Raw genomic sequence first — 21,018 nt, 5'->3', positions numbered from 1 at the left:
CACGGACGCCTCCCGGCTGCAAGGGGGTGGGAGATCGGCCACTCGGCCGACTACCCAACATCTTCATCAGCGTTCTGGAACCGGCCAAGGGCGCGGAAGGTCTCCAGGGCCTCCAGCAGGTGGCGGGCCTCCGTCCGGGCGGCGGGTGGGAGGGGGGCCAGCAGCTCGCCCACCGGGAGCGGGGCGGACTCGGTGGCGGCCAGGCGGTGCAGCAGCTCGTCCAGGTGGCGGGGTGTCAGGGCGGTGCCGGTCACGTGCCCGTTGGCGGCGCAGAGTTGTGCTCCGCCCGCCGGTGCGTGCAGCACCCGGGTGCGGGCCCGGACCACCGTGTGGTCGGTGAGCGGTCGCGGTGCCTCGGGGGGCGGGGCGGGGGTGAGGCCGGCCGCGGTCAGGTTGCGGAGCGAGAGGGCGGTGACCCGCTCCTGGATCCGCTCCGGGTCGCGGTACTCCTGGAAGACCCGCAGGGTCTGTTCGAGGGCCTCGGGCAGTGTGCCGTCGGCCGGCGGCTCGGGCACCGAGAGCGGGGCGGTGGCGGCGGGCAGCCCCGCCAGACCGGCGTCCGGGTCGACCATCGCCTCCGCCGTCCGGCCGAGCAGCAGGTCGTCCACGTCGTAGACCGCGCGGTGCGCCTCGCGCGGCACGCCGACGTTGACGCTGGTGGCGGACCCCCCGTCCACGCTCTCGCCGACGTGGTAGTAGTCGGACGGCCAGTACAGCAGGTCGCCGGGCTCGGGCTCGGCGGTGAACGAACTCTCCAGGTACGCCTGGTAGTCGAGCACGGTGGTCACCGGACCGGTCCACGGGCGTTCGCGCCAGAACCGCATCCGCTTGCGGCCCTCGAGCGCGAACATGAACGTCGCGAAGCGGTCCTTGTGGACGCCGACCGGGGTGTGCTCGTAATTGCCGTGGAAGAGCGTGGTGATGGCCCCCGACAGCGGCAACCCGGTGCGCTCCCAGAGCGGTTCGAAGAAGGCCCGCTGGCGCTCCCACTGTCCGGAGTGGAAGGCGTGGAAGGCGTGCACCGTCAGCGCGTACCGCCGCTCCGCCGAGAAGGCCGCCAACTCACCGTCCAGTCGCGACCGGTAGCCACCGAAGGTGGCGTCCTCGGCACGCGGGAGCCAGGCGGCCGGCTCGGACTGCTGGAAGCGGCCGACGGCGAACTGCGCGTTCGGCGGCATCAGGTACGGATTCGGCGGCCGGGTGGCGAGCGCGGCGGTGGCGAAGACCTCGCCCAGCTCGTAGGGCGCCGGACGGACGGCCTTGATCAGCACCGGGCGCCGGTCCCAGTAGCGCGTGGCGAACTCGTCCCAGTCGAGCGGGCCTCGGACGACGGCCAGTTCGCTCGTACGTGCGGTCGTCATCCGTCCACCCCGCCGTCCTCGGCCCACTCGACCGACCCCGATGACCCCGATGACTTCGATGACTTCGATGACCCTGCCGACTCGGTCAGTTCGATCGCGCGCAGCCGGTAGAGCTTGCGCAGCAGCGCGGTCACGGCGGCGTTCCGCTCGTCCGCACCCACCGCCCGGCAGAGCTCGGCGAGCGTCAACTCCCGCCCGACCGTCAGCTCCTGCGCGATCAGCTCGCCGGCCGCCCCGCCGATCGGGAAGGCGTGCCCGTTGACGGCCCAGATCCGCCGGCCGGGCCCGTCCGGCTGCCGGAGCACCTCCCGCACCACCCGCAGCCGCTGTCCGGGGACGAGGGCCACGTCCTCGCGCGGCTCGGGGGCGGGCTCCAGCCCGGCGGAGGAGCGCCAGGCCGCCCAGCGGGTACGCAGCGCGGCGGGCAGCTCCGGTCCGCCGGCCGCGGCTCGGGCCGCCTCGCCGATGGCGAGCATCGGAGCGGCCGGTCCGCCGTCGGGCGGCGGGTAGGGCAGGCAGGGCACCGTGCCGTCGTACTCCAGGCGGTCCCGGACCTCCTCCGCCAGCAGGATCTTGACGGCTCCGGCCGCCAGGTGCGGGGCGCGCGGGACGGAGATCCGCAGCGTCAGGCAGCCGTCCAGGTGGCGCTCGCGCCAGCGGGACCCCTCGGGCCAGTGGAGCAGCTCGCCGGCGTTGGCCCGCAGCACCCGGAACGACCCGTCCGCCTCCCGCAGTTCGGCCTCCAGGGTGCCGCCCAGCACCCAGGTCAGCACCGCGTGGTCGGACGGGGCGGCCAGGCCGCGGAGGCGGGTGTGGTCGTCCCCCTCGGTCAGCTCGGCCTCGACCGGCAGGCACGGCAGGCCGACCCGCTGCCACAGCCGCTCCAGGCCTTCACGGATGGCGGACCACAGCGCGTAGTCGGTGTGCAGCGGTTGACGGACGCTCAGCAGGAATCCGGTGTCCGGGCCGCTGCCGGCCGGCCCGCGGCGCAGCCGGGTCCGGTAGGCCGCCGGGGTCGGATCCTCGGCGTCGGGCAGCAGCCGGCCGGGCGCGCCGAGCCAGCCGAGCGCGGTGTGGAGACGGACCTGCGGGAAGGTCCGGAACACAGTGCCGGCCCGGAACGGGGCACAGGCGGCGACGACCGTCCGGTGCAGATGCTCCGGGTCGGTCGGAGCGGCGGCCTTGAGCAGCGCGGGCTCCTTGCCCCAGGCGGGGGCGAGGAGTTCGGTCCAGTCGGTCGCGCTCACGCCCGTACCCCTTCCTTCGCGGGAGTCGGCTCTGACGCCGCCCCAGGTGCGGACCGGGACTCCGACCCGGGTGGTGCCGGTGCAGCCGGCGACGACCCGGGTGCCGAGCCGGTTCCCGACCCGGATCCCGGCGCGGACCACGGCTCGGGTGCCGAATCGGGTGCCGACGCGGGTGCCGAGCCGGGTGGCGGGTACTTCGCCGCGAGCAGGGCCGCGTAGGCGGCCAGCGGCTGCAGTCCGGCAGCGGCGCGCCGCTCGTCCACCCGGTCCTGGTCCTCGATCGGGCAGGGCCGTAGCTCCCCGGTCGCGGCCCGTTCGAACTTGGTGCCGTACAGCTGCGGCCGGCCCTCGGCCCAGCGCACCGCATCGGTGAGGTAGGCCGCGTCGCGCGGCAGCATGTCGCCCGCCTCGGCGGCGGCCTCGATCAGCGTCAGGCACGCGCGCCGGAAGTCGAGGTCGCCCTCGTGGTGTTGGAGCAGCGCGCCGGCCGCCGTGGCGGCCTCCGGTCCGACCAGACCGTGGCCGGGCCAGCCGTGCTCGGCGACCACACCGCGCAGCCAGGCGATCCCGGCCCGGGTCAGCCGCTCCAGCCGCCCCTCCAGTTCGGTGTCGGTGAAGCCCCCCGCCGCCCAGGGTCCGCGCAGCGCGGCGTCGAGCCGGTCGAAGCGGAGCAACCGCTCGCGGATCTCCGCACCCGACCGGGCCTGCCGCCCACCCGCCTCCGCGAGGTCGGCAGTGGCGGAGGTCGAGGCGGTGGCGGAGGCGGAAGCGGTGTCCTGGGCTGCCGGCCCGTCCTGCCGGCCCGCACCGACCGCTCCCTCCCGTGCCGTCGGATCGACCCGGCCGGCCGTCCTGATCAGCGGGTCGATGCGCAGCCGCAGCTTCGCCTCGTCCCAGGAGTAGGTGATGCGGCGGCCCGCCTGCGGCCAGTCGAAGGAGACCTCGCCCTCGCGCGGCCCGCGCCGTACGAGCCGCACCCCGTGCCCCGGATCGTCCAGCTCGCCCGGCCCCGGCGAGTCGGGGTGCACGTACTCGACCGCGTCGCGCAGCGCGATGCCGAGCCCGGCGAGGTCAAGCTTGCCGCCCTCGCGGACGGCGGCGACCGGCGGCCAGGGCCGGTCCTCGCCCCACGCGGGTGCCTCGGCCGGCTCGGCGCGCAGCCCGCCGCCGGGCGGTGTCCGCATCGCCAGCAGCGGGCCGCCGTCGGCCGTCCGGAAGAAGTACGGGACGTCGCCCCGGGCGAGCTGCGCCGACTCGGCCTCGGTGAACGGCACGTCGCCACCGTCGGGGTACTCGTCCGTCGGCCGGGCGATCACCCGGACCACGTGCCCGGCCGCCCGCTCCCCGATGAACTCGGCGATCCGGGGCCGGTGACAGCACATCAGCGTCCAGGCGTCGAACATGCCGCGCAGCAGCGCCGGCAGGTACGGGCCGTAGCCCACCCGGCCCCCGGTGTCGCCGACGACCGCGCGGGTCTCGGTCCTGGTCAAGGAGCGGGTCCGGCGCTCCAGCCGCAGCGAGCCGTCGGGCTGCGGGTGCCAGCAGGTGGCCGGGCCGTCCGGCTCGCACCAGCGCGGGAGGGACTCCAGCCCGGCGTGGTGGTGGGTGGAGACCGCCGGATCGGCGATCAACCCGGTCCCGAACAGGCGCTCCACGGCACCGAAGTAGGACTCCAGGTCGACCGGGTACGGGAGCGGCTCGCCGTCCTCCGGACGCTGCCCGATCAGCACGTTGCCGCCGATCAGGTCGGTGATCCCGAAGGCGAACGCGGCGGCGGCCAGCGAACCGGCGCGATGCCAGTAGCGGTCCGCCACTCCGGGTTCCAGGACGGCGCCGCGCAGACTCAGCGGGCCCTCGGCCCGCAGCACGCCCCAGGCCTGCGGCGGCTCGATCCACTCCTGCCACGAGTGGTCCGGCCGGCCCGGCCCGCTGCCCTGCCGCACGCGCATCGTGGGGAGCCTGATCTCCCCCGCCATCGGAGGCAGTTGGTTGAGCAGGGCGAACAGCGAGCCTTCGGTGGCCAGGAACAGCAGTTCGCCCGTCGCCGGCCGTGGCTTGTACGCGAGCCGGCCGCCGTCGGCGAACTCGACCCGCACCACCCGCTGCCCGCCGTTGTGGGTCTCCTCGCCGTGCGCCCACAGGCCGGTGACCCGGCGGTCGGCGGGCTGGTCGCGGGCCAGCCGTTCGAGGAACAGTGTCAGGAACTCCAGGTACTGGCCCACCCGTTCGGCGGTGGACGCGGCGGCCCGTTCGGCCGGCCCGGCCACGCACGCCTCCAGCGCCTCGGTGAGCAGCGGCCCGAACACCTCGGCGTTCTCCGGCCGCAGCAACCGCGGCTCGACCTGCCGGGCTTCGGCGGCGGCCTGCGCGGACCAGGCGTCGATCCGCCGGAGCGCCTCGTGCAGCGGCGCGAACCGGGGATCGGACAGCGCATGCGCCAGCGCCCGTGCGTCGGACGGGCCGCCCAACGGACGCTCGACGGCGAGCGTGCCCTCCGGCCCGGGCACGACCGCGGGCGGGAACGCCCGGCCCGCCCGGCCCTCGGCCAGCGCGGTCAGCAACCGCCGTGTCGTGATCGGGAGTTCGGGCGCGGGGACGGTGCCGCCCGGGTCGCGCAGTTCCATTCAACCCCTCACCGGGTGGTCGCAGCCGCACGCTTCGCCGCCGACCTGCCCTGCCCTGCCCTGCCACTGGAATTCCCACGACAAGAGGTCGGGTGCCACCGAATACGGCGGCACCCGATTCTCCTCGGAGGGGGGAAACTCTGCCTCCGCAGCGGATTCCCCCGCCACTTGCTAGAAGGAGCAGTAAACGCGGATACAGGTGCCGTTCTGCGGCTGGCCCTTCGGCGCGTCCTGCTCCAGCTCGCCGATCACGAGGTCGAACTCCGCGTCGCCGAACGTGGTGTCGGCCGGCAGCGCGTGTACGGTCGGAGCTTCCATACGGTCCTCCTGACAAGTGGGAACGAACCCCGGCCCCGCACGGCACGGGACCGCCGCCCAGTCTTGCCGCGCCCCGGCTGCTTCGTCAACAGATCGTTCCGCACCCGGAGTTCGAATTCCGCTATCCGTCCCGGCCCTGCCAGGTGGTCACGCAGACCTCGTTGTCCTCGACGTCGGCGAGCACCCAGAAGGCCGGGGCCCGGGCGGCGGAGAGCAGGCGGCCGCCGGCCGCCAACGCTGCGGCGATCCGCCGGGGCGCCTCGTCGTGGGGGACGCACACGTCGAAGTGGATGCGGTTGCGCTGCGGGCGGGCCTGGTCCATCTGCTGGAACCAGATCGCCGGGCCCTGCCCGACCGGGTCGACCAGGGGATCCCGGGGGCCGTCGGCTCCCTGCTCGTCGGCGTAGCCCAGCACGGCCTTCCAGAACGAGCGGATCGCCGCGATGTCGAGGGCGTCGATGGCGAGTTCCAGGAGCTGGACCGACCGCGGTGCGTCCGCTCCCACCTCGGGCTCCGTCCGTGAACCGGACTCCTCCGCGACGGCCGAGATCCGGCCCGCGAGGGAGACGTCCCGGGTCGTCACGGCGGCGTGGTCCAGTGACTGGAGGGTCAGGACCACCCGCCCGGGCCGGACGTCGACACGGAGGTGCCGGTCGGCCTCGTCGCCGCAGGCCGCCACCGCACCCGCCGCCACCGCGACCCCCTCGGCCAGCGACCCGACGGGGACCGAGGTGCGGATCGCGCCCAGCAGGAACCGCCACCCGAGACCGCCGACGGCCTCCGAGGCCTCCCGCCCGCTCAATGTCCGTTCCACGCCCACGTCCTCAGGCCTGACGGGCGGTCAGGCCCGCCGGGCGCAGGTCGGTCCAGTGGGACTCGATGTGGGTGAGGCAGGCGTCGCGGGTGGTGGGGCCGAGGATGCTGGTCCAGCCGGGCGGGACGGGGGCGAAGGCCGGCCAGAGGGAGTGCTGGTTGTCCGCGTTGACCAGGACGTGGAAGTCGGCCTCGGGGTCGTCGAACGGGTTGGTGGTCACGGGAGTGGGCTCCTCAGTCGGTGCAGGGGGTGGCCATCAGGGCGGCCAGGACGGTGAGTGGGAGGTCGGGGTTGGCGGTGGCGGTCCGGAGGAGGGTGAGGAGTTCGCCGGCCAGGGCGCCGGCCTTCCGGGGGCCGAGGCGGTCGGTGGCGTGGATCAGGGCGCAGTGCACCTCGCCGTCGCCGCGCGGCTGGTGGAAGCTGAGGGTGAGGTCGGCGGGGGTCCAACCGGTGGGGACGGCTTCGAGGGTACCCACTCCGCCTTCCAGGGAGGCGAGTTCGGCGGCCTCGTGGTGGATGACCATGACCTGGGGCGAGTGGCCGGCCAGGTCGGTGGCCTGGAGCACCTCGGCGTACGGGAGCTCCTGGTGTTCGAGGGCGGCCAGGGTGGTCTCCCGGACCCGGGCGAGCAGGTCGGCGAAGCTCGGGTCGCCCCCGGTGTCGGTGCGCAGGACGACGGTGTTGAAGAAGCAGCCGACCAGGTCGGCGAGTTGGTCGTCCGTGCGGCCGGCCACCTTGGCGCCGATGGGCAGGTCGGTGCCGGTCCCGTGGGCGGTGAGCAGGGTGGCGAGCGCCGCGTGCAGCACCATGAACATGCTGGTGCCGGTGGCCGAGGCCAGGCGGTCGACGGCGCGGCGCAGGCGCGGGTCGAGGACGAAGGGGACGTGGGCGGCCCGGTGGGTGCGCACGGTCGGGGCCGGACGGTCCGCGGGGAGGGCGAGGCGGGTCGGGGCTCCGGCCAAGGTCTGCCGCCAGTGGGCGAGTTGAGTGGCGGCCAGGTCGTGGGAGGCCAGCACGGCGTGGGCCCAGCGGGTGTAGTCGGTGTAGTCCACCGGGAGCGGGGCCCAGGCGGGGGCGGCGCCGCCGAGCCGGGCGGTGTAGGCGGCGGTGAGGTCGCGGAGCAGCGGGACCACGGACCACTCGTCCACGGCCAGGTAGTGCAGGGTGAGCAGGACGGCCTGCGCTCCGGTGGGGTCGGTCAGCAGGTGGGCCCGGAGCGGGGCGCCGTCGGGGAAGACGGCACGGCCGGTGGCCAGCTCGGCGATCCTGGCCTCCAGGTCGGGGCAGGCGGAGCACTCCAGGCGTGGCCCGGGAACCGGGAGTTGACCGCCCTCTCCGGCGGAGGTCCGCAGCGGAGCGTGCCGCTCAGCCAGGTCGGCGAGCGCGGCGGCCAGCGCGGCCCGGGACAGCCCGCCGGGTGAGCGGAGGACGAGGGCGTGGTCCCAGCCGGGGTGGACCGGGCTGGCGTGCCAGCGCTGGACCGGCGCCAGCGGGAGGGGCTGCGGGGAGGGGGCGGGCGGTGCGGGCAGGAGGGCGGGGCGGGCGGCGGTCGAGGGGGTGAGCTTGGCGGCGAGGCCGGCCACGGTGGGGGCGTCGAAGACGTCCCGGATGCCCAGCTCGACGCCGAGTTCGGCGCGTAGGCGTCCGACCAGGCGCATGGAGGCCATCGAGTGGCCGCCGAGGGCGAAGAAGTCGTCGTGGCGGCCGACGACCGGCAGCCGGAGGATCTCGCGGAAGATCCGGCCGACCGCCTCCTCGGCCGGGCCCTCGGGCTGGTCGGCACCGGTCAGGTCGGCCCAGTCGGGGGCGGGGAGGGCGGCCCGGTCGAGCTTGCCGTTCGGGGTGAGCGGGAGCGGGCCGTCCAGCGGGAGGAGGGCGGAGGGGAGCATGTACTCGGGGAGCGCGGCGGCGAGGCGTTCCCGGAGGGCGGTGGGGTCGAACGGCTTCCCGGCGGCGGGGACCACGTACCCGACCAGGCGGACGATGTCGCCCCGCCGGTCGGGGAGCACGGCGGCCTGGGCGACCGACGGCTGGGCGGTCAACGCGGCCTCGATCTCGCCGAGTTCGATCCGGAAGCCGCGGATCTTCACCTGGGTGTCCACCCGGCCGAGGAAGTCGAGGTTCCCGTCCCGGCGCCAGCGGGCGCGGTCCCCGGTCCGGTACATCCGGGCGCCGGGGGCGCCGAACGGGTCGGCGAGGAACCGGGTCGCGGTCAGGCCGGGGCGGGCGAGGTAACCGCGGGCCAACCCCCGCCCCGCGACGTAGAGTTCGCCGACCACCCCGGGCGGGACGGGGCGCAGGGCGTCGTCCAGCACGTAGCAGCGGGTGTTGGGGTCGGGGGCGCCGATCGGGACCTGGCCGCTGCGGCGGCCGGTGCGGGTGGCGGGCCAGAGGGTGGAGTTGACGGTGGCTTCGGTGAGGCCGTAGGCGGCGATCAGGTTGACGCTGCCCGCCCAGCGGTCGATCAGGTCCGGCGGGACGGTCTCGGTGCCGACCAGGATGGTGGAGCCCTCGGGGAGTTCGCAACCGGGCGGCAGGGCGGAGACCAGCGAGGGCGGCAGGATCAGGTGGGTGACGCGCTGCTCGGCCAGGAAGTCGGTGAGCGCGGGGCCGGCCACCCGGGCCTCGTCCGGGACGAGGACGAGGCGTCCTCCGTGGCACAGGGCCATGGCGAGTTCGAAGACGAAGACGTCGAAGCCGACCGAGGCGAACTGGAGCACGCGGCTGTCGGCGGTCAGGCCCATCCGGTCCACGGCGGTGGCGACCAGGCTGGCGATGCCCTCGTGCGGCAGTACGACGCCCTTGGGGCGGCCGGTGGAGCCGGAGGTGTAGATGACGTAGGCGGCCTGGTCGAGCGCCACCCGGACCGGGGCGGCCGGTTCGGCGGCGGAGAGCTCGGCCGCCACGGCCGGGGCGTCCAGGAGGAGCAGCGGGGCGACCGGCGGGAACTTCCCGGCGACCGGTTCGGTGGCGACCACCAGGGTGGCGGCGGAGTCGCCGAGGAAGTGCGTGAGGCGGTCGGCGGGGTGGGCCAGGTCCAGTGGGAGGAAGGCGGCGCCCAGCCGCAGCACCGCGAGCACGGTGGCGATCAGGTCGGCCGAGCGCGGGACGGCGACGCCGACCACGCTCTCCGCTCCGACGCCCCGGGCCGCCAGCAGGGCGGCGATCCGGGCGGCCCGGGCGTCGAGCTCGGCGTAGCCGACCTCCCGGCCGCGGTCCACCACGGCCACGGCGTCGGGCCGTTCGGCCAGCCGGGCGGCGAACAGTTCGGGGAGGGTGAGCTCGTCCACCGGGCGCGCGGTGGCGTTGAAGGTCTCCAGCACCAGCTCGCGCTCCCCCTCCCGCAGCACGTCCGCGTGGGAGAGCGGTCGGGACGGGTCGGCGAGCACGGCGGCCAGCAGCAGCTCCAGCCGGGCGGCCAGCTCCTCGACGGTGCGGCGGTCGAAGAGCTCGGTGGCGTACTCGATCCGGCAGCCGAGCCGCTCCCGCTCCCCCAGCTGCTCGGTGAAGCTGAAGACCAGGTCGAACTTGGCGGTCCGGGTCGGGTACGGGACGTACTCGGCGCGCAGGCCTTCCAGCGCCAGGGGCGCGTCGGTGCGGGTGTGGTGACCGACCATCACCTGGAAGAGCGGGTTGCGTGAGGTGGAGCGGGCCGGGTTGACCGCCTCGACGACGCGTTCGAAGGGCAGGTCGGCGTGGGAGAAGGCGGCCAGGTCGGTGGTGCGGACCCGGGTGAGGAGTTCGGCGAAGCTCGGGTCGCCCGTCAGGTCGGTGCGCAGGACCAGGGTGTTGACGAAGAAGCCGACCAGGTCGTCCAGGGCCTCCTCGTCCCGCCCGGCGATGGGTGCGCCGATCGGCAGGTCGGTGCCGGCGCCGAGGCGGTGCAGCAGCGCGGCGACGGCGGCGTGGAGCACCATGAACATGCTGGCGCCGTGCTCGCGGGCGAGTGCGCGCAGGGCGTGGTGGGTGTCCGGGGCGAGCTCGACGGCGAGGTCGGCACCGTGGAAGCCGGGCCGGGCGGGGCGGGGGCGGTCGGTCGGGAGCTCCAGCTCCTCCGGGGCGCCCGCCAGCGTCCGCTTCCAGTGGGCGAGTTGGGCGGCGCCCAGGCTGGAGGGGTCGTCGTCGGCGCCGAGCAGCCGCCGCTGCCAGAGCGCGTAGTCGGCGTACTGCACCGGCAGCGGCTCCCAGGCGGGGGCCAGGCCCGAGCGGCGCGCGGCGTAGGCGGTGGTGAGGTCGCGCAGGAACGGGCGGTCGGACCACTCGTCGGTGGTGATGTGGTGGAGCAGCAGGACCACCACCCGGTCCTCCGGGTCGATCTCCAGCACACTGGCGCGCAGCGGGAGTTCGGCGGCGAGGTCGAAGGGTCGGGCGACGGCGGCGGCGATCAGGTCGGGCAGCAGCTCCTCGCTGGCGGGCACCACCGTGACCTCCGGCCGGGCCTCGGCGGGTGGCAGCACGTGCTGGTGGGGGCGGCCGTCACGGACCCGGAAGAGGGTGCGCAGCGGTTCGTGGCGGGCCGTCAGGTCGGCGAGGGCGGCCGTCCAGGCGGCGAGGTCGAAGCGGCCGCGCAGCCGGAGCACCAGCGGGAAGTTGTAGGCGGCGGAGGTGCCCTCCAACTGCTGGATCAGCCACAGGCGTTGCTGGGCGGCGGAGAGCGGGATCTCGGCGGGGCGGACCGTGGCCACCAGCTCCGGGCGGGCCGCCGGACGCTCCGCGCCGGTGGCCGCGTCGACCCGGGCGACCAGGTCGGCGACGGTCGGCGCCTCGAACAGGTCGCGGATGGCCAGGCCGGCGCCGAGCACCGCGCGGGCCCGGCCGATCAGGCGGGTGGCCAGCAGGGAGTGGCCGCCGAGGTCGAAGAAGTCGGCGTCGACGGTGACGCTGCCCTCGGGCAGGCCGAGCACCTCGGCGTAGAGCGCGCAGAGGGCCCGTTCGCGGTCGTCGCGCGGGGCGCGGCCGGGGCCGGTGAGCCCGGCGAGGTCGGGAGCCGGGAGGGCGCGGGCGTCCAGCTTGCCGTTGACGGTCAGCGGCAGGGCGTCGAGCAGGACGGTCGCGGCGGGCACCATGTAGTCGGGCAGCACGGTGCGCAGGTGGGCGCGGAGCTCCTCGGGGGTGACCGGGCCGGACGGGACGGCGTAGCCGACCAGGCGCCTGCCCTCGCCGACCACCACGGCGGCCCGGGCCACGGCCGGATGGGTGGTCAGGGCGGCGGCGACCTCGCCGAGTTCGATCCGGTAGCCGCGGATCTTGACCTGGTCGTCGGTGCGGCCGAGGAAGTCCAGCAGGCCGTCGGGGCGGCGGCGCACCAGGTCGCCGGTGCGGTACATCCGCTCCCCCGGCTCGCCGAAGGGGTCGGCGACGAAGCGGGCGGCGGTCAGCCCGGGCCGGTCGTGGTAGCCGCGGGCCAGGCCGGTGCCGGCGATGTACAGCTCGCCGGGGGCCCCGGGGGCGACCGGGCGCAGCATGGCGTCCAGCACGTGGGCCCGGGTGTTGCGGATGGGGCGGCCGACGGTGGGGGTGCGGCTGTCGGCGGTGGAGCCGCCGAGGGTGTTGATGGTGTACTCGGTGGGGCCGTAGAGGTTGTAGCCGTAGGTGCCCTCGGTCTCGCGCAGGCGGTGCCAGACCGCGTCCGGGACGGCCTCGCCGCCGAGCAGCACCAGGGCGGGCCGGTGGCCCTCCAACAGGCCGTGCTCGATGAGGAGTTGGGCATAGGTGGGGGTGACGTTCACCACGTCCACCGCGTTCCGGTCGCAGTACGCGACGAGCTGCTCGGCGTCGCGGCGCAGCTCCTCGTCGCAGACGTGCACCTCGTGGCCCTCGACCAGCCAGAGCAGCTCCTCCCAGGACATGTCGAAGGCGAAGGAGACGGTGTGGGCGATCCGCAGCCGGCGCCCGCCCGCCGAGGCGACGGCGGGGGCGAACACCTCGCGCTGGTGGTTGAGCTGCATGTTCGTCAGGCCCCGGTAGGGGGTGACCACGCCCTTGGGGCGGCCGGTGGAGCCGGAGGTGTGGATGACGTAGGCGGGGTGCTCCAGACGGCCGGGGCGGCCGGGCTCGAAGCCGGGGACGTCGGCGAGCGGCCCGGCCGGGAGGGCGGCCAACTCGGCCTGGACGTCCGGATGGTCGAGCAGCACCGGCTCGGCGGTTCCGGCCAGGGCCGGGGCGACCTCGGTGGTGGTGAGCAGGCAGAGCGGGCGGGTGTCCTCGAGCATCAGCCGCAGGCGGTCGGCCGGGTGGTCGAGGTCCAGCGGCTGGTAGGCGGCGCCGGTGCGCAGCACCGCGAAGAGGGCGACCACGGTCCGCACCGAGCGCGGCAGGGCGAGGGCCACCACGCGCTCGGGGCCGGCGCCGTGGGAGAGCAGCAGGCGGGCGAGGCGGTTGACCTCGGCGTCCAACTCGGCGTAGCTGAGCCGCTGTCCGCCGCTGACCAGGGCGGTCGCGCCGGGGGTGCGGGCGGCCTGCTCGGCCAGCAGTTCGGCCACCGTGCGGTCCGGCAGGGGCTCGCGGGTACCGGCTGTGTCGGGGGCCTCGCCGGGCAGCAACAGGTCCAGGCGCCCGACGGGCGCGGCGGCCTCCAGGCCCTCGGCGAGGCGGTCCAGCACGGTGGTGTAGCGGTCCAGGACGGTGCGCGCGGCCTCGGCCGGGAAGAGGTCGGGGCGGGCGGCCAGGGTGACCCGCAGACGGGCCTCGGGGGTGACGATCAGGGTGAGCGGGAAGTGCGTGCCGTCCACGTTGCCCACCGCGGTGATGCCGTGCTGGGCCCGCAGGGCGGCGGCGCGCTCCTCCCCGTCGGCGGAGCGCAGCACGAAGAGGGTGTCGAACAGCCGTCGGTGGCCGGTCCGTTGCTGGATCGCGCCGAGGCCGAGGTACTCGTGCGGCATCAGCTCGGCGCGCTCGGCCTGGAGGCGCCGGAGCAGCTCCGGCACCGGCTCGGCGGGGCGGAACGCGATCCGGGTGGGCACGGTGTTCAGGAACATCCCGATGATCCCGGCCACCCCGGGCACCTCCGCGGGCCGACCGGCCACGGCGGTGCCGAAGACCACGTCGGAGCGGCCGAGCAGGGCGGAGAGGGTCAGGCCCCAGGCGGCGCTGAGCAGGGAGTTGAGGGTGAGGCCGTGGGCGCGGGCGGCGGCGTGCAGGCGCTCGCTCGCGCCGGCGTCCAGCAGGGCGTGGTGGTCCTCGGGGATGACCGGGCCGCCGTCGCGGCCGGCGGGGGCGGTGAGGGTGGGCTCCGTCAGGCCGGAGAGGGCTCCGGCCCAGGCGTCGAGGGCCGCCTCGGAGTCCTGATCGGCCAGCCAGCGGAGGTGCTCGCGGTAGGAGCCGGGCCGCGGAAGGCCGGCGGTGTCGCCGGAGCGGGCGTAGAGGGTGAAGAGCTCCTCCAGGAAGAGCCAGGCGGACCAGCCGTCCCAGAGGATCAGGTGGTGGGTCACGACCAGGGTGTCCCGGCCGCCGCCGCGCCGGAGCAGCAGCAGGCGGCAGAGCGGAGGGGCCGTCAGGTCGAAGCGCCGGCGCCGGTCCTCGGCCAGCAACTCGGCCGCGCGGGCGTCCTGTTCGGCCTCCGGGAGGTGGGCGAGGTCGGCGACGGCGAGCGGGATCTCGGCCTGCTCGACCAGGTACTGGACCGGGTCAGGGACGCCGTCGGCGGTGAAGCCGGCCCGCAGGCCGGGGTTGCGCTCCAGCAGGGCGCGGCAGGCGGCGCGCAGCCGGTCGGTGTCCAGGCGGTGGTCCAGCTCCAGGGTCTCCTGCGAGAGGTAGACGTCGAGCGCGTCCCCGCTGTCGTAGCCGGCGTGGAAGTACATGCCCTCCTGGAGCGGTGAGAGCGGCCAGACCTCGCCGACGGTCCGCCCGGCGACGGCTTCGACCCTGGCACGCTCCTCCCCCGTCAGGTCGAGCAGCGGAGCCGGGGCCGGGGCCCCGGCGGCCGCCGTGAGCTTGGCCAGCAGGGACTGCAGCGCCGGGTCGGCACTGCCCTGCTGCGCGAGCAGGGCCTGGAGGGCGGCGGCCTCGGCGGCGCCCAGGGTGAGGTCGGTCGGTTCGGTCACGGCGGTGGCGGGCTCCGGCTCGGGGGTCGGCTTCGACTCGTCGGGGGCGGGCAGGAGAGCGGCCAGGGCGGCCGGGGTGCGGGCGGTGAAGACCTCGCGCGGGCCGACCGGCAGGCCGAGCGCGCGGGCCCGGGTGGCCACGGTGATGGAGGAGAGGCTGTCGCCGCCCAGCACGAAGAAGTCGTCCTCCGGCCCCACCTCGGGCAGCCGCAGCACCTCCGCGTAGACGGCGCACAGCTCGCGCTCCAGGGAGGTGCGGGGCTCCCTGGAGGCGGTGGTCCGCCCGGTGGCGGACCCGGTGGCGGACCCGGTGGCGGGCAGGGCGCGCTGGTCGAGCTTCCCACTGGGCGTCAGGGGCAGCTCCGCCAGCGGGACGACCGCCTGCGGGACCAGGGCGGCCGGCAGCACCTCCACCAGCGCGGCGCGCAGCGCCGCCCCGTCGAGCACCGTGCCGGGCAGCACGGCTCCGGAGGGCACCGCGTAGCCGAGCAGCGCACCGTCCCGGGCGATCACGGCGGCCCGCGCCACCCCGGGCAGGGCGGCCAACGCGGCCTCGACCTCCCCCAGCTCGATCCGCTGGCCCCGGATCTTGACCTGACGGTCCGTCCGGCCCAGGTACTCGAGCTCCCCGTCCGGCCGGCGGCGCACCAGGTCCCCGGTGCGGTACATCCGGCTGCCCGGCTCGCCGAACGGGTCGGCCACGAAGCGCTCGGCCGTCAGGCCGTACCGGCCGAGGTAGCCACGGGCCAGCTGGACCCCGGCCAGGTAGAGCTCGCCGGGGACGTCCTCGGGGACGGGGCGCAGGAAGCCGTCCAGCACGTGCAGCCTGGTGTTCCAGACCGGGCGGCCGATCGGCACCGGGCCGGCCGCAGTCCCGGTCCCGACGTGGGGGACGTCGACACGGGGGACGTCGAAGTGGGTGACGTCCACGGCCGCCTCCGTCGGGCCGTAGAGGTTGTGCAGGGGCACCCCGCCGGAGACCTCGGCCCAACCGCGGGCGGTCTCGCCGCCGAGCGCCTCGCCGCTGGCGAAGGCCCGGCGCAGGCTGGCCGCCCAGCCGGTCCCGCCCGTCGCTCGGGTGGCCTGGACGAAGGCGGTCAGCATCGAGGGGACGAAGTGCAGGGTGGTGACCTGCTCGGCCCGGATCAGCTCCGCGAGGTAGGCCGGGTCCTTGTGGCCCTCGGGCTCGGCGAGCACCACCGCGGCGCCCTCGCACAGGGCCCAGAAGAACTCCCAGACGGAGACGTCGAAGCCCGACGGCGTCTTCTGGAGCACCCGGTCGGTGGGGTCGAGCCGGTAGCGGTCCTGCATCCAGGCCAGCCGGTTGACGATCGCGCGGTGGGTGACGGACACGCCCTTGGGGCGCCCGGTGGAGCCGGAGGTGTAGATCAGGTAGGCAGGGTGGTCCGGCCCGGCTTCAACCGGGGTGGCCTCGGCCGGGGCGGGTTCGGGTTCCTGGTCGAGGTCCTCGATCAGCAGCCGTTCGACGCCCGGCAGGTCGGGGAGCTCGACCCCGGCCGTGGTGACCACCGTACGGGCGCCGGAGTCGGCCAGCATCGTGGCGAGCCGCTCGCGCGGGTGGTCCGGGTCCAGCGGGAGGTAGGCGGCGCCGGAGCGGAGCACGCCGAGCAGGGCGGTCATCAGCTCGGCCGAGCGCGGCAGGGCTATCGCGACGTGGCGCTCCGGACCGGCGCCCCGAGCTCGCAGGGAAGTGGCCAACCGCTCGGCCCGGCGCTCGAGTTCGGCGTACGAGAGGGTGGCGTCGGCGGAGACCACGGCAGGTGCGTCCGGGGTCCGGGCGGTCTGCTCGGCGATCAGCCGGGGCAGGGTGGTGGCGGGCACCGGGTGGGCGGTCGCGTTGAGCGCGGCGAGCTGGAAGCGCTCGCGGTCGGAGAGCAGGTCGACGGCGGCCAAAGGCAGTTCGGGGGTGGTGACGACCGTGGTCAGCAGGGCCGTCAGCCGGGCGGCCAGCGCGGCCGTCCCGGCAGCGGTGATCCTGCTGCCGTCGTGCTTGAGCCGCAGTTCGAGCTCCTCGCCGGGGAGCACCACCAGGGCCAGCGGGTAGTGCACCGCATCGCGGACCTCGACCCCGGTGATCCGCAGGCCGTCCCCGGCGGCCGGCCCGGCGTCCAGGGCCGCCGTCGGGTGGTTCTCGAAGACCACCAGGGTGTCGAACAACTCGCCGCCCCCGCCGATCCGTTGCAGCTCGGCGAGGCCCAGGTGCTGGTGGTCGAGCAGGGCGCTCTGCTCCTCCTGGAGACGGGCCAGCAGGGCGGACAGCGACTCCTCGGGGCGCAGTCGCACGCGGACCGGGACGGTGTTGCTGAACAGCCCGACCAGCTCCGCGCTGCCGGCCACCTCGGTGGTGCGGCCGGAGACGGTGGTGCCGAACAGCACCTCCTCACGGTTGGTCAGCGCACCCAGCAGGACGGCCCAGGCCCCGTGCAGCACGGTGCTCGGGGTGAGGCCGTGCGACCGCGCGAACTCGGCTATCCCGGCCGTGAGTTCGGCGGGAAGCCGGACCTCCACCGTCCCTGGTGCGGCGGGATCCACTGCATCACCCAGCAGCTTCAGCGGTTCGAGCGGTCCGGCGAGGGCGGTGCTCCAGGCCGTGCGGGCGGCCTCGCGGTCCCGGGTGACCAGCCAGCCGAGGTAGCCGTCCGGGGACGGCGCGGGCGGCAGCGGGGCACCCCCGTGGGCGGCGAGCAGGTCGCGCAGGACCAGGGCCACGGACCAGCCGTCGGCCACGATGTGGTGCAGCGTCAGCAGCAGCCTGGTCCGGCCCGGCGTCCGCAGCAGGGTGGCCCGCAGCAGCGGCGGCACCGCGAGGTCGAACCCGGCGGCCCGGTCCTCGGCGAGCGCCGCCTCCAAGGGACCGTCGTCCGGTCCGTCGGCCGGCCCGCTCGACTCGACCACGCGCCACGGCAGTTCGCCGAGCGGCGCGATCCGCTGCACCACCCGGCCGTCCAGGAGCTGACGGAAGCCGGCCCGCAGCAGCGGGTGGCGTTCCAGCACGGTGCGCAGCGCCCCGCGCAGCCGCTCGCCGTCCACCGCCCCGGCCAGCTCCAGCACCTCCTGGACGAGGTACCCGTCCTGCGCGGCGCCGTCCAGTGCGGCGTGGAAGAAGAACCCCTCCTGGAGCGGGGAGACCGGCAGCGCCTCCGGGTCGAGCACCACCGCCGGGGCCGCGGAGCCGGTCCCGACGAGGGTGGCCGCGGCGGCCAGCGCGGCGACGGTGCGCAGCCGGAACACCTGCCGGGGCGTGAGCCCGATGCCCTGCTCGCGGGCGGAGTTGACCAGCTGGATGGCCACGATGCTGTCGCCGCCCAGCTCGAAGAAGCTCTCGTGCACCCCGACCCGGGGCAGCGCCAGCACCTCGCCGAACAGCCGCGCGAGCGTGGCCTCCAGCGGGCTGCCCGGCGCCGAACCGGCGTCGCCGCCTCCCGCGGTCCAGTCCGGATCGGGCAGCGCCCGGTGGTCGAGCTTGCCGTTGGGGGTCAGCGGGAGCGGCCGGTCCAGCACCACCACGGCGCTCGGCACCAGGTGCTCGGGCAGCTCCCCCGCCACCGCGGCGCGGGCCGCCGCCACCGCGTCCCGGCCGCCCACCAGGTAGGCCACCAGCCGCTTGGTGCCCCGGTGGTCCTCGCGGACCAGCACGGCGGCCTGGGCGATGCCGGGGCGGGCCATGAAGGCGCTCTCCACCTCGCCGGGCTCGATCCGGTGGCCGCGGATCTTCACCTGGCCGTCGGCCCGTCCCAGGAACTCCAGGTTCCCGTCGGCCCGCCAGCGGACCCGGTCCCCCGTCCGGTACATCCGGCCGCCCGGCTCGCCGAAGGGGTCGGCGACGAAGCGTTCGGCCGTCAGCCCGTACCGGCCGAGGTAGCCCCGGGCCAGGCCGCGCCCGGAGACGTAGAGCTCGCCCTCGACGCCGACCGCGACGGGGCGCAGCGCCGGGTCGAGCACGTGGCAGCGGGTGTTCGGGTCCGGGCGGCCGATCGGGACGGGCCCGCTCCAGCCGGAGGTGGCGGGCCAGAGCGTGGAGTTGACGCTCGCCTCGGTCAGTCCGTACGCGACCACCACGCGCAGCCGGCCGGCCCAGCGGGCCACCAGCTCCTGGGGTACCGCCTCGGTGCCGACCACCAGTACCGCGCCCTCGGGCAGGGTGCACTCCGGCGGCAGGGCGGCCACCAGAGAGGGCGGCAGGATCATGTGGGTGGCCCGGTGCTCGGTCAGGTACTCCGTCAACGCGGGCCCGGCGACCCGGCGTTCGGCGGGCACCAGGACCACCTGTCCGCCGACGCAGAGCGACATCACCAGGTCCCAGACCGTCACGTCGAAGCCTACCGAGGCGAACTGGGCGACCCGGCTGTGCTCGGTGACGCCGATCCGCTCGGTGGCGGTGGCGATCAGACTGCCGATGCCGTCGTGCGGGACCAGGACGCCCTTGGGGCGGCCGGTGGAGCCGGAGGTGTAGATCACGTAGGCAGCCTCGTCCAGGGCGATGTCCACGCCCGGGGAGGTGGACGGCGCCGAGGCCAGCGCCTCCTGGACCTCGGGGGCGTCGAGGGCCAGGGCCTCGACGCCGGCGGGGAGTTCCGGCGCGAGCGCGGTGGTGGTGAGGACGGTGCGGGCCCCGGCGTCGGCCAGCATGTACGCGATCCGCTCGCGCGGGTGGTCGGCGTCCAGCGGGAGGTAGGCCGCGCCGGCCTTGAGCACCCCGAGCAGCGCCACCACCAGCTCGGCGGAGCGGGGCAGGGCGAGGCCGACCGGCTCCTCCCGGCGCACGCCGCGGGCGAGCAGCAGATGGGCCACGCGGTTGGCGGCGGCGTCGAGTTCGGCGTAGCTCAGCCGCTGGTCCTCGCAGACCAGGGCGGTCGCGTCCGGGCGGCGGGCGGCCTGGCGCTCGAAGGCCGCGGGCCAGCTGAGCTCCGGGCTGTCCACCGGGTCGGCGCCGAACTCCTCCAGCAGTTCGGTGAGTTCGGCGGCGGCGAGCAGCTCGATCCGGGCCACCGGCAGGTCCGGGTCGCCGGTGAGGGCGTCCAGGACGCGCAGCAGGCGTCGCTGGTGGCCGGCCAGCTCGGCCTGCGCGGTCGCGTCGGCCGGGGTATCCAGGGCGAGGTCGAGGCGGATGCCGTCGCCCGCCAGGGTCTCCCCGAAGGTGATCGCGAGGTCGGCGGCCGGGCCGAGCCAGAGCGGGCGGAACTCCGGGGCGAGGCCGGTGAAGCCGAGGCCGGTGCCGACCGGGAGGACGTTGACGGTGGGGCCGGTGAGCGCGGCGACGCCCTCGGCGAGGCCGAGCTCACGGGCCAGCTCCTCGGCGCGCAGGCGGCTGTGGGGCAGCAACTCGGCGATGCCGTCCGCCACTTCGGCGACCAGCTCGGCGAGGGTGGTGGCGGGGCGGACGGTGAGCCGCAGCGGCAGGATGTTGGAGAGCATCCCGGGCACCTCGGCCCGCCCGCCGTCCGGCCGGGCGGCGACGGGCAGGCCGACCAGCAGGTCGTTCTCCCCCGTGCTGCGGTGCAGATAGGCCGCGACGGCGGCCACCAGCAGGCGGGAGGTCCGCACGCCCATGGCCCGCGCGGCCGCCCGCAGGCGCGCCACCCGCTCGGCGCCGAGCTCCACGTGCCGGGTCACCCGCGTGGCAGTGGAGGCGGAGGCCGAGCCGGCGCTCCGGCACTCCGCCGAACCGGCGCCACCGCCCTGACCGGGCGTCACCCGGCCGGTGCCACCCTGCTCCCCCGGCCCGCCGGCGCCACCCTGGCCGCCCTGCCGCACTCCGGTGCCGCCCTGACTGCCCCGGTCCGCCGTGAGGTCCGTCCCGTCCGGACGGGCCCCCGGCCCACCGGTGCCTGCGGTCGAGCCCCCCGGCTCGCCGTCGGCCGGTGCGGCCGGTGAGGACGGGCGGGCCGTGGCGAGGCGGGCCGGCTCCGGGCGGGCCGCCAGCTTGGCGCGCCAGTAGGCGCGGTCGGCCTCGTGGGCGGGCGAGGCCAGGTAGGCCCGCTCGGCGTCGGTGAGTCGGGCCAGCCGCCAGTCCGGGTCGGACGCCGGGGCCGACGGGTCGTCGTAGAGCGCGGCGGCCCGGCGGGTGATCAGGGCGACGCCGGTGCCGTCCACCGCGATGTGGTGGTAGACCTGGTACCAGCGCACCACGCCGTCGGCCAGCCGGAGCAGCGCGTGCCGGTGCAGCGGCCCGGCCGCCAGGTCGATCGGCCGCACCCGGTCGGCCGCCATCCACGCCTCCGCCGCCCCGTACGGGTCGCCCTCGCCCCGCAGGTCGACCACCTCCGGCACGGCCATCTCCCTCGCCGTGTCCGGGAGTTGGACCGGGCCGGGGGCGAACCGCACCCGCAGGCACTCGGCCTCCTCCACCGCCCGGCGGGCTGCCGCGGCGAGCCGCGGCAGGTCCACGGCCCCGTGCAGGTCCAGGAAGTAGGCGGCATGGAAGGCGGTGCCCTCCGGTTCGTACTGCTGGGCGAGCCAGATCCCGTGCTGGCCGCCGGTCATCGGCAGGCCGGCGGGTGCCGTCGGGTCGGACTCGGCAGCAGACATGGTGGTACGCCTCTCTGGATGGGCCGGTGACGGTGCGTCCGGGGGCGGCGGCGCCCGGGCGGC

At 75.9% G+C, this 21,018-nt stretch carries 7 protein-coding genes; all 7 read right to left on the bottom strand.

The features are described from left to right. Positions 1–50: 50 nt before the first annotated feature. On the bottom strand, positions 51–1,361 hold the full coding sequence (locus tag ACWCYY_RS12895; RefSeq protein ID WP_449796029.1) for a JmjC domain-containing protein: 1,311 nt from the start codon (positions 1,359–1,361) through the stop codon (positions 51–53). Continuing rightward, positions 1,358–2,608: a hypothetical protein gene (locus ACWCYY_RS12890; protein ID WP_449796028.1), complete on the bottom strand. Its 1,251-nt coding sequence runs from the start codon at positions 2,606–2,608 to the stop codon at positions 1,358–1,360. Before ACWCYY_RS12890 ends, ACWCYY_RS12895 begins: the two co-directional genes overlap by 4 nt. Then, on the bottom strand, positions 2,605–5,232 hold the full coding sequence (locus tag ACWCYY_RS12885) for a DUF4135 domain-containing protein (RefSeq protein ID WP_449796027.1): 2,628 nt from the start codon (positions 5,230–5,232) through the stop codon (positions 2,605–2,607). Before ACWCYY_RS12885 ends, ACWCYY_RS12890 begins: the two co-directional genes overlap by 4 nt. A gap of 171 nt (positions 5,233–5,403) precedes the next feature. Beyond that, positions 5,404–5,550, bottom strand: coding sequence for a hypothetical protein (locus ACWCYY_RS12880; RefSeq protein ID WP_345284730.1), 147 nt, complete (start codon positions 5,548–5,550; stop codon positions 5,404–5,406). 121 nt (positions 5,551–5,671) lie between these two features. Beyond that, positions 5,672–6,364: a VOC family protein gene (locus tag ACWCYY_RS12875; RefSeq protein ID WP_449796026.1), complete on the bottom strand. Its 693-nt coding sequence runs from the start codon at positions 6,362–6,364 to the stop codon at positions 5,672–5,674. A gap of 10 nt (positions 6,365–6,374) precedes the next feature. Beyond that, complete coding sequence (locus ACWCYY_RS12870) at positions 6,375–6,584, bottom strand: MbtH family protein (RefSeq protein WP_345284734.1); 210 nt, start codon at positions 6,582–6,584, stop codon at positions 6,375–6,377. 13 nt (positions 6,585–6,597) lie between these two features. Further along, positions 6,598–20,955 (bottom strand): amino acid adenylation domain-containing protein, encoded by a 14,358-nt coding sequence (locus ACWCYY_RS12865; protein ID WP_449796025.1) that lies wholly within the window; start codon positions 20,953–20,955, stop codon positions 6,598–6,600. Positions 20,956–21,018 lie beyond the last annotated feature (63 nt).

The organism is Kitasatospora sp. NPDC001664 (assembly GCF_053596675.1).
The sequence above is the reverse complement of the archived record's forward strand: the minus strand, read 5'-3'. Positions and strand labels throughout refer to the sequence as shown.

Excerpts from the sequence above, each read along its gene's own strand:
- ACWCYY_RS12895 (WP_449796029.1), bottom strand. The coding sequence starts at position 1,361 with ATGACGACCGCACGTACGAGCGAACTGGCCGTCGTCCGAGGCCCGCTC.
- ACWCYY_RS12885 (WP_449796027.1), bottom strand. The coding sequence starts at position 5,232 with ATGGAACTGCGCGACCCGGGCGGCACCGTCCCCGCGCCCGAACTCCCG.
- ACWCYY_RS12880 (WP_345284730.1), bottom strand. The coding sequence starts at position 5,550 with ATGGAAGCTCCGACCGTACACGCGCTGCCGGCCGACACCACGTTCGGC.
- ACWCYY_RS12865 (WP_449796025.1), bottom strand. The coding sequence starts at position 20,955 with ATGTCTGCTGCCGAGTCCGACCCGACGGCACCCGCCGGCCTGCCGATG.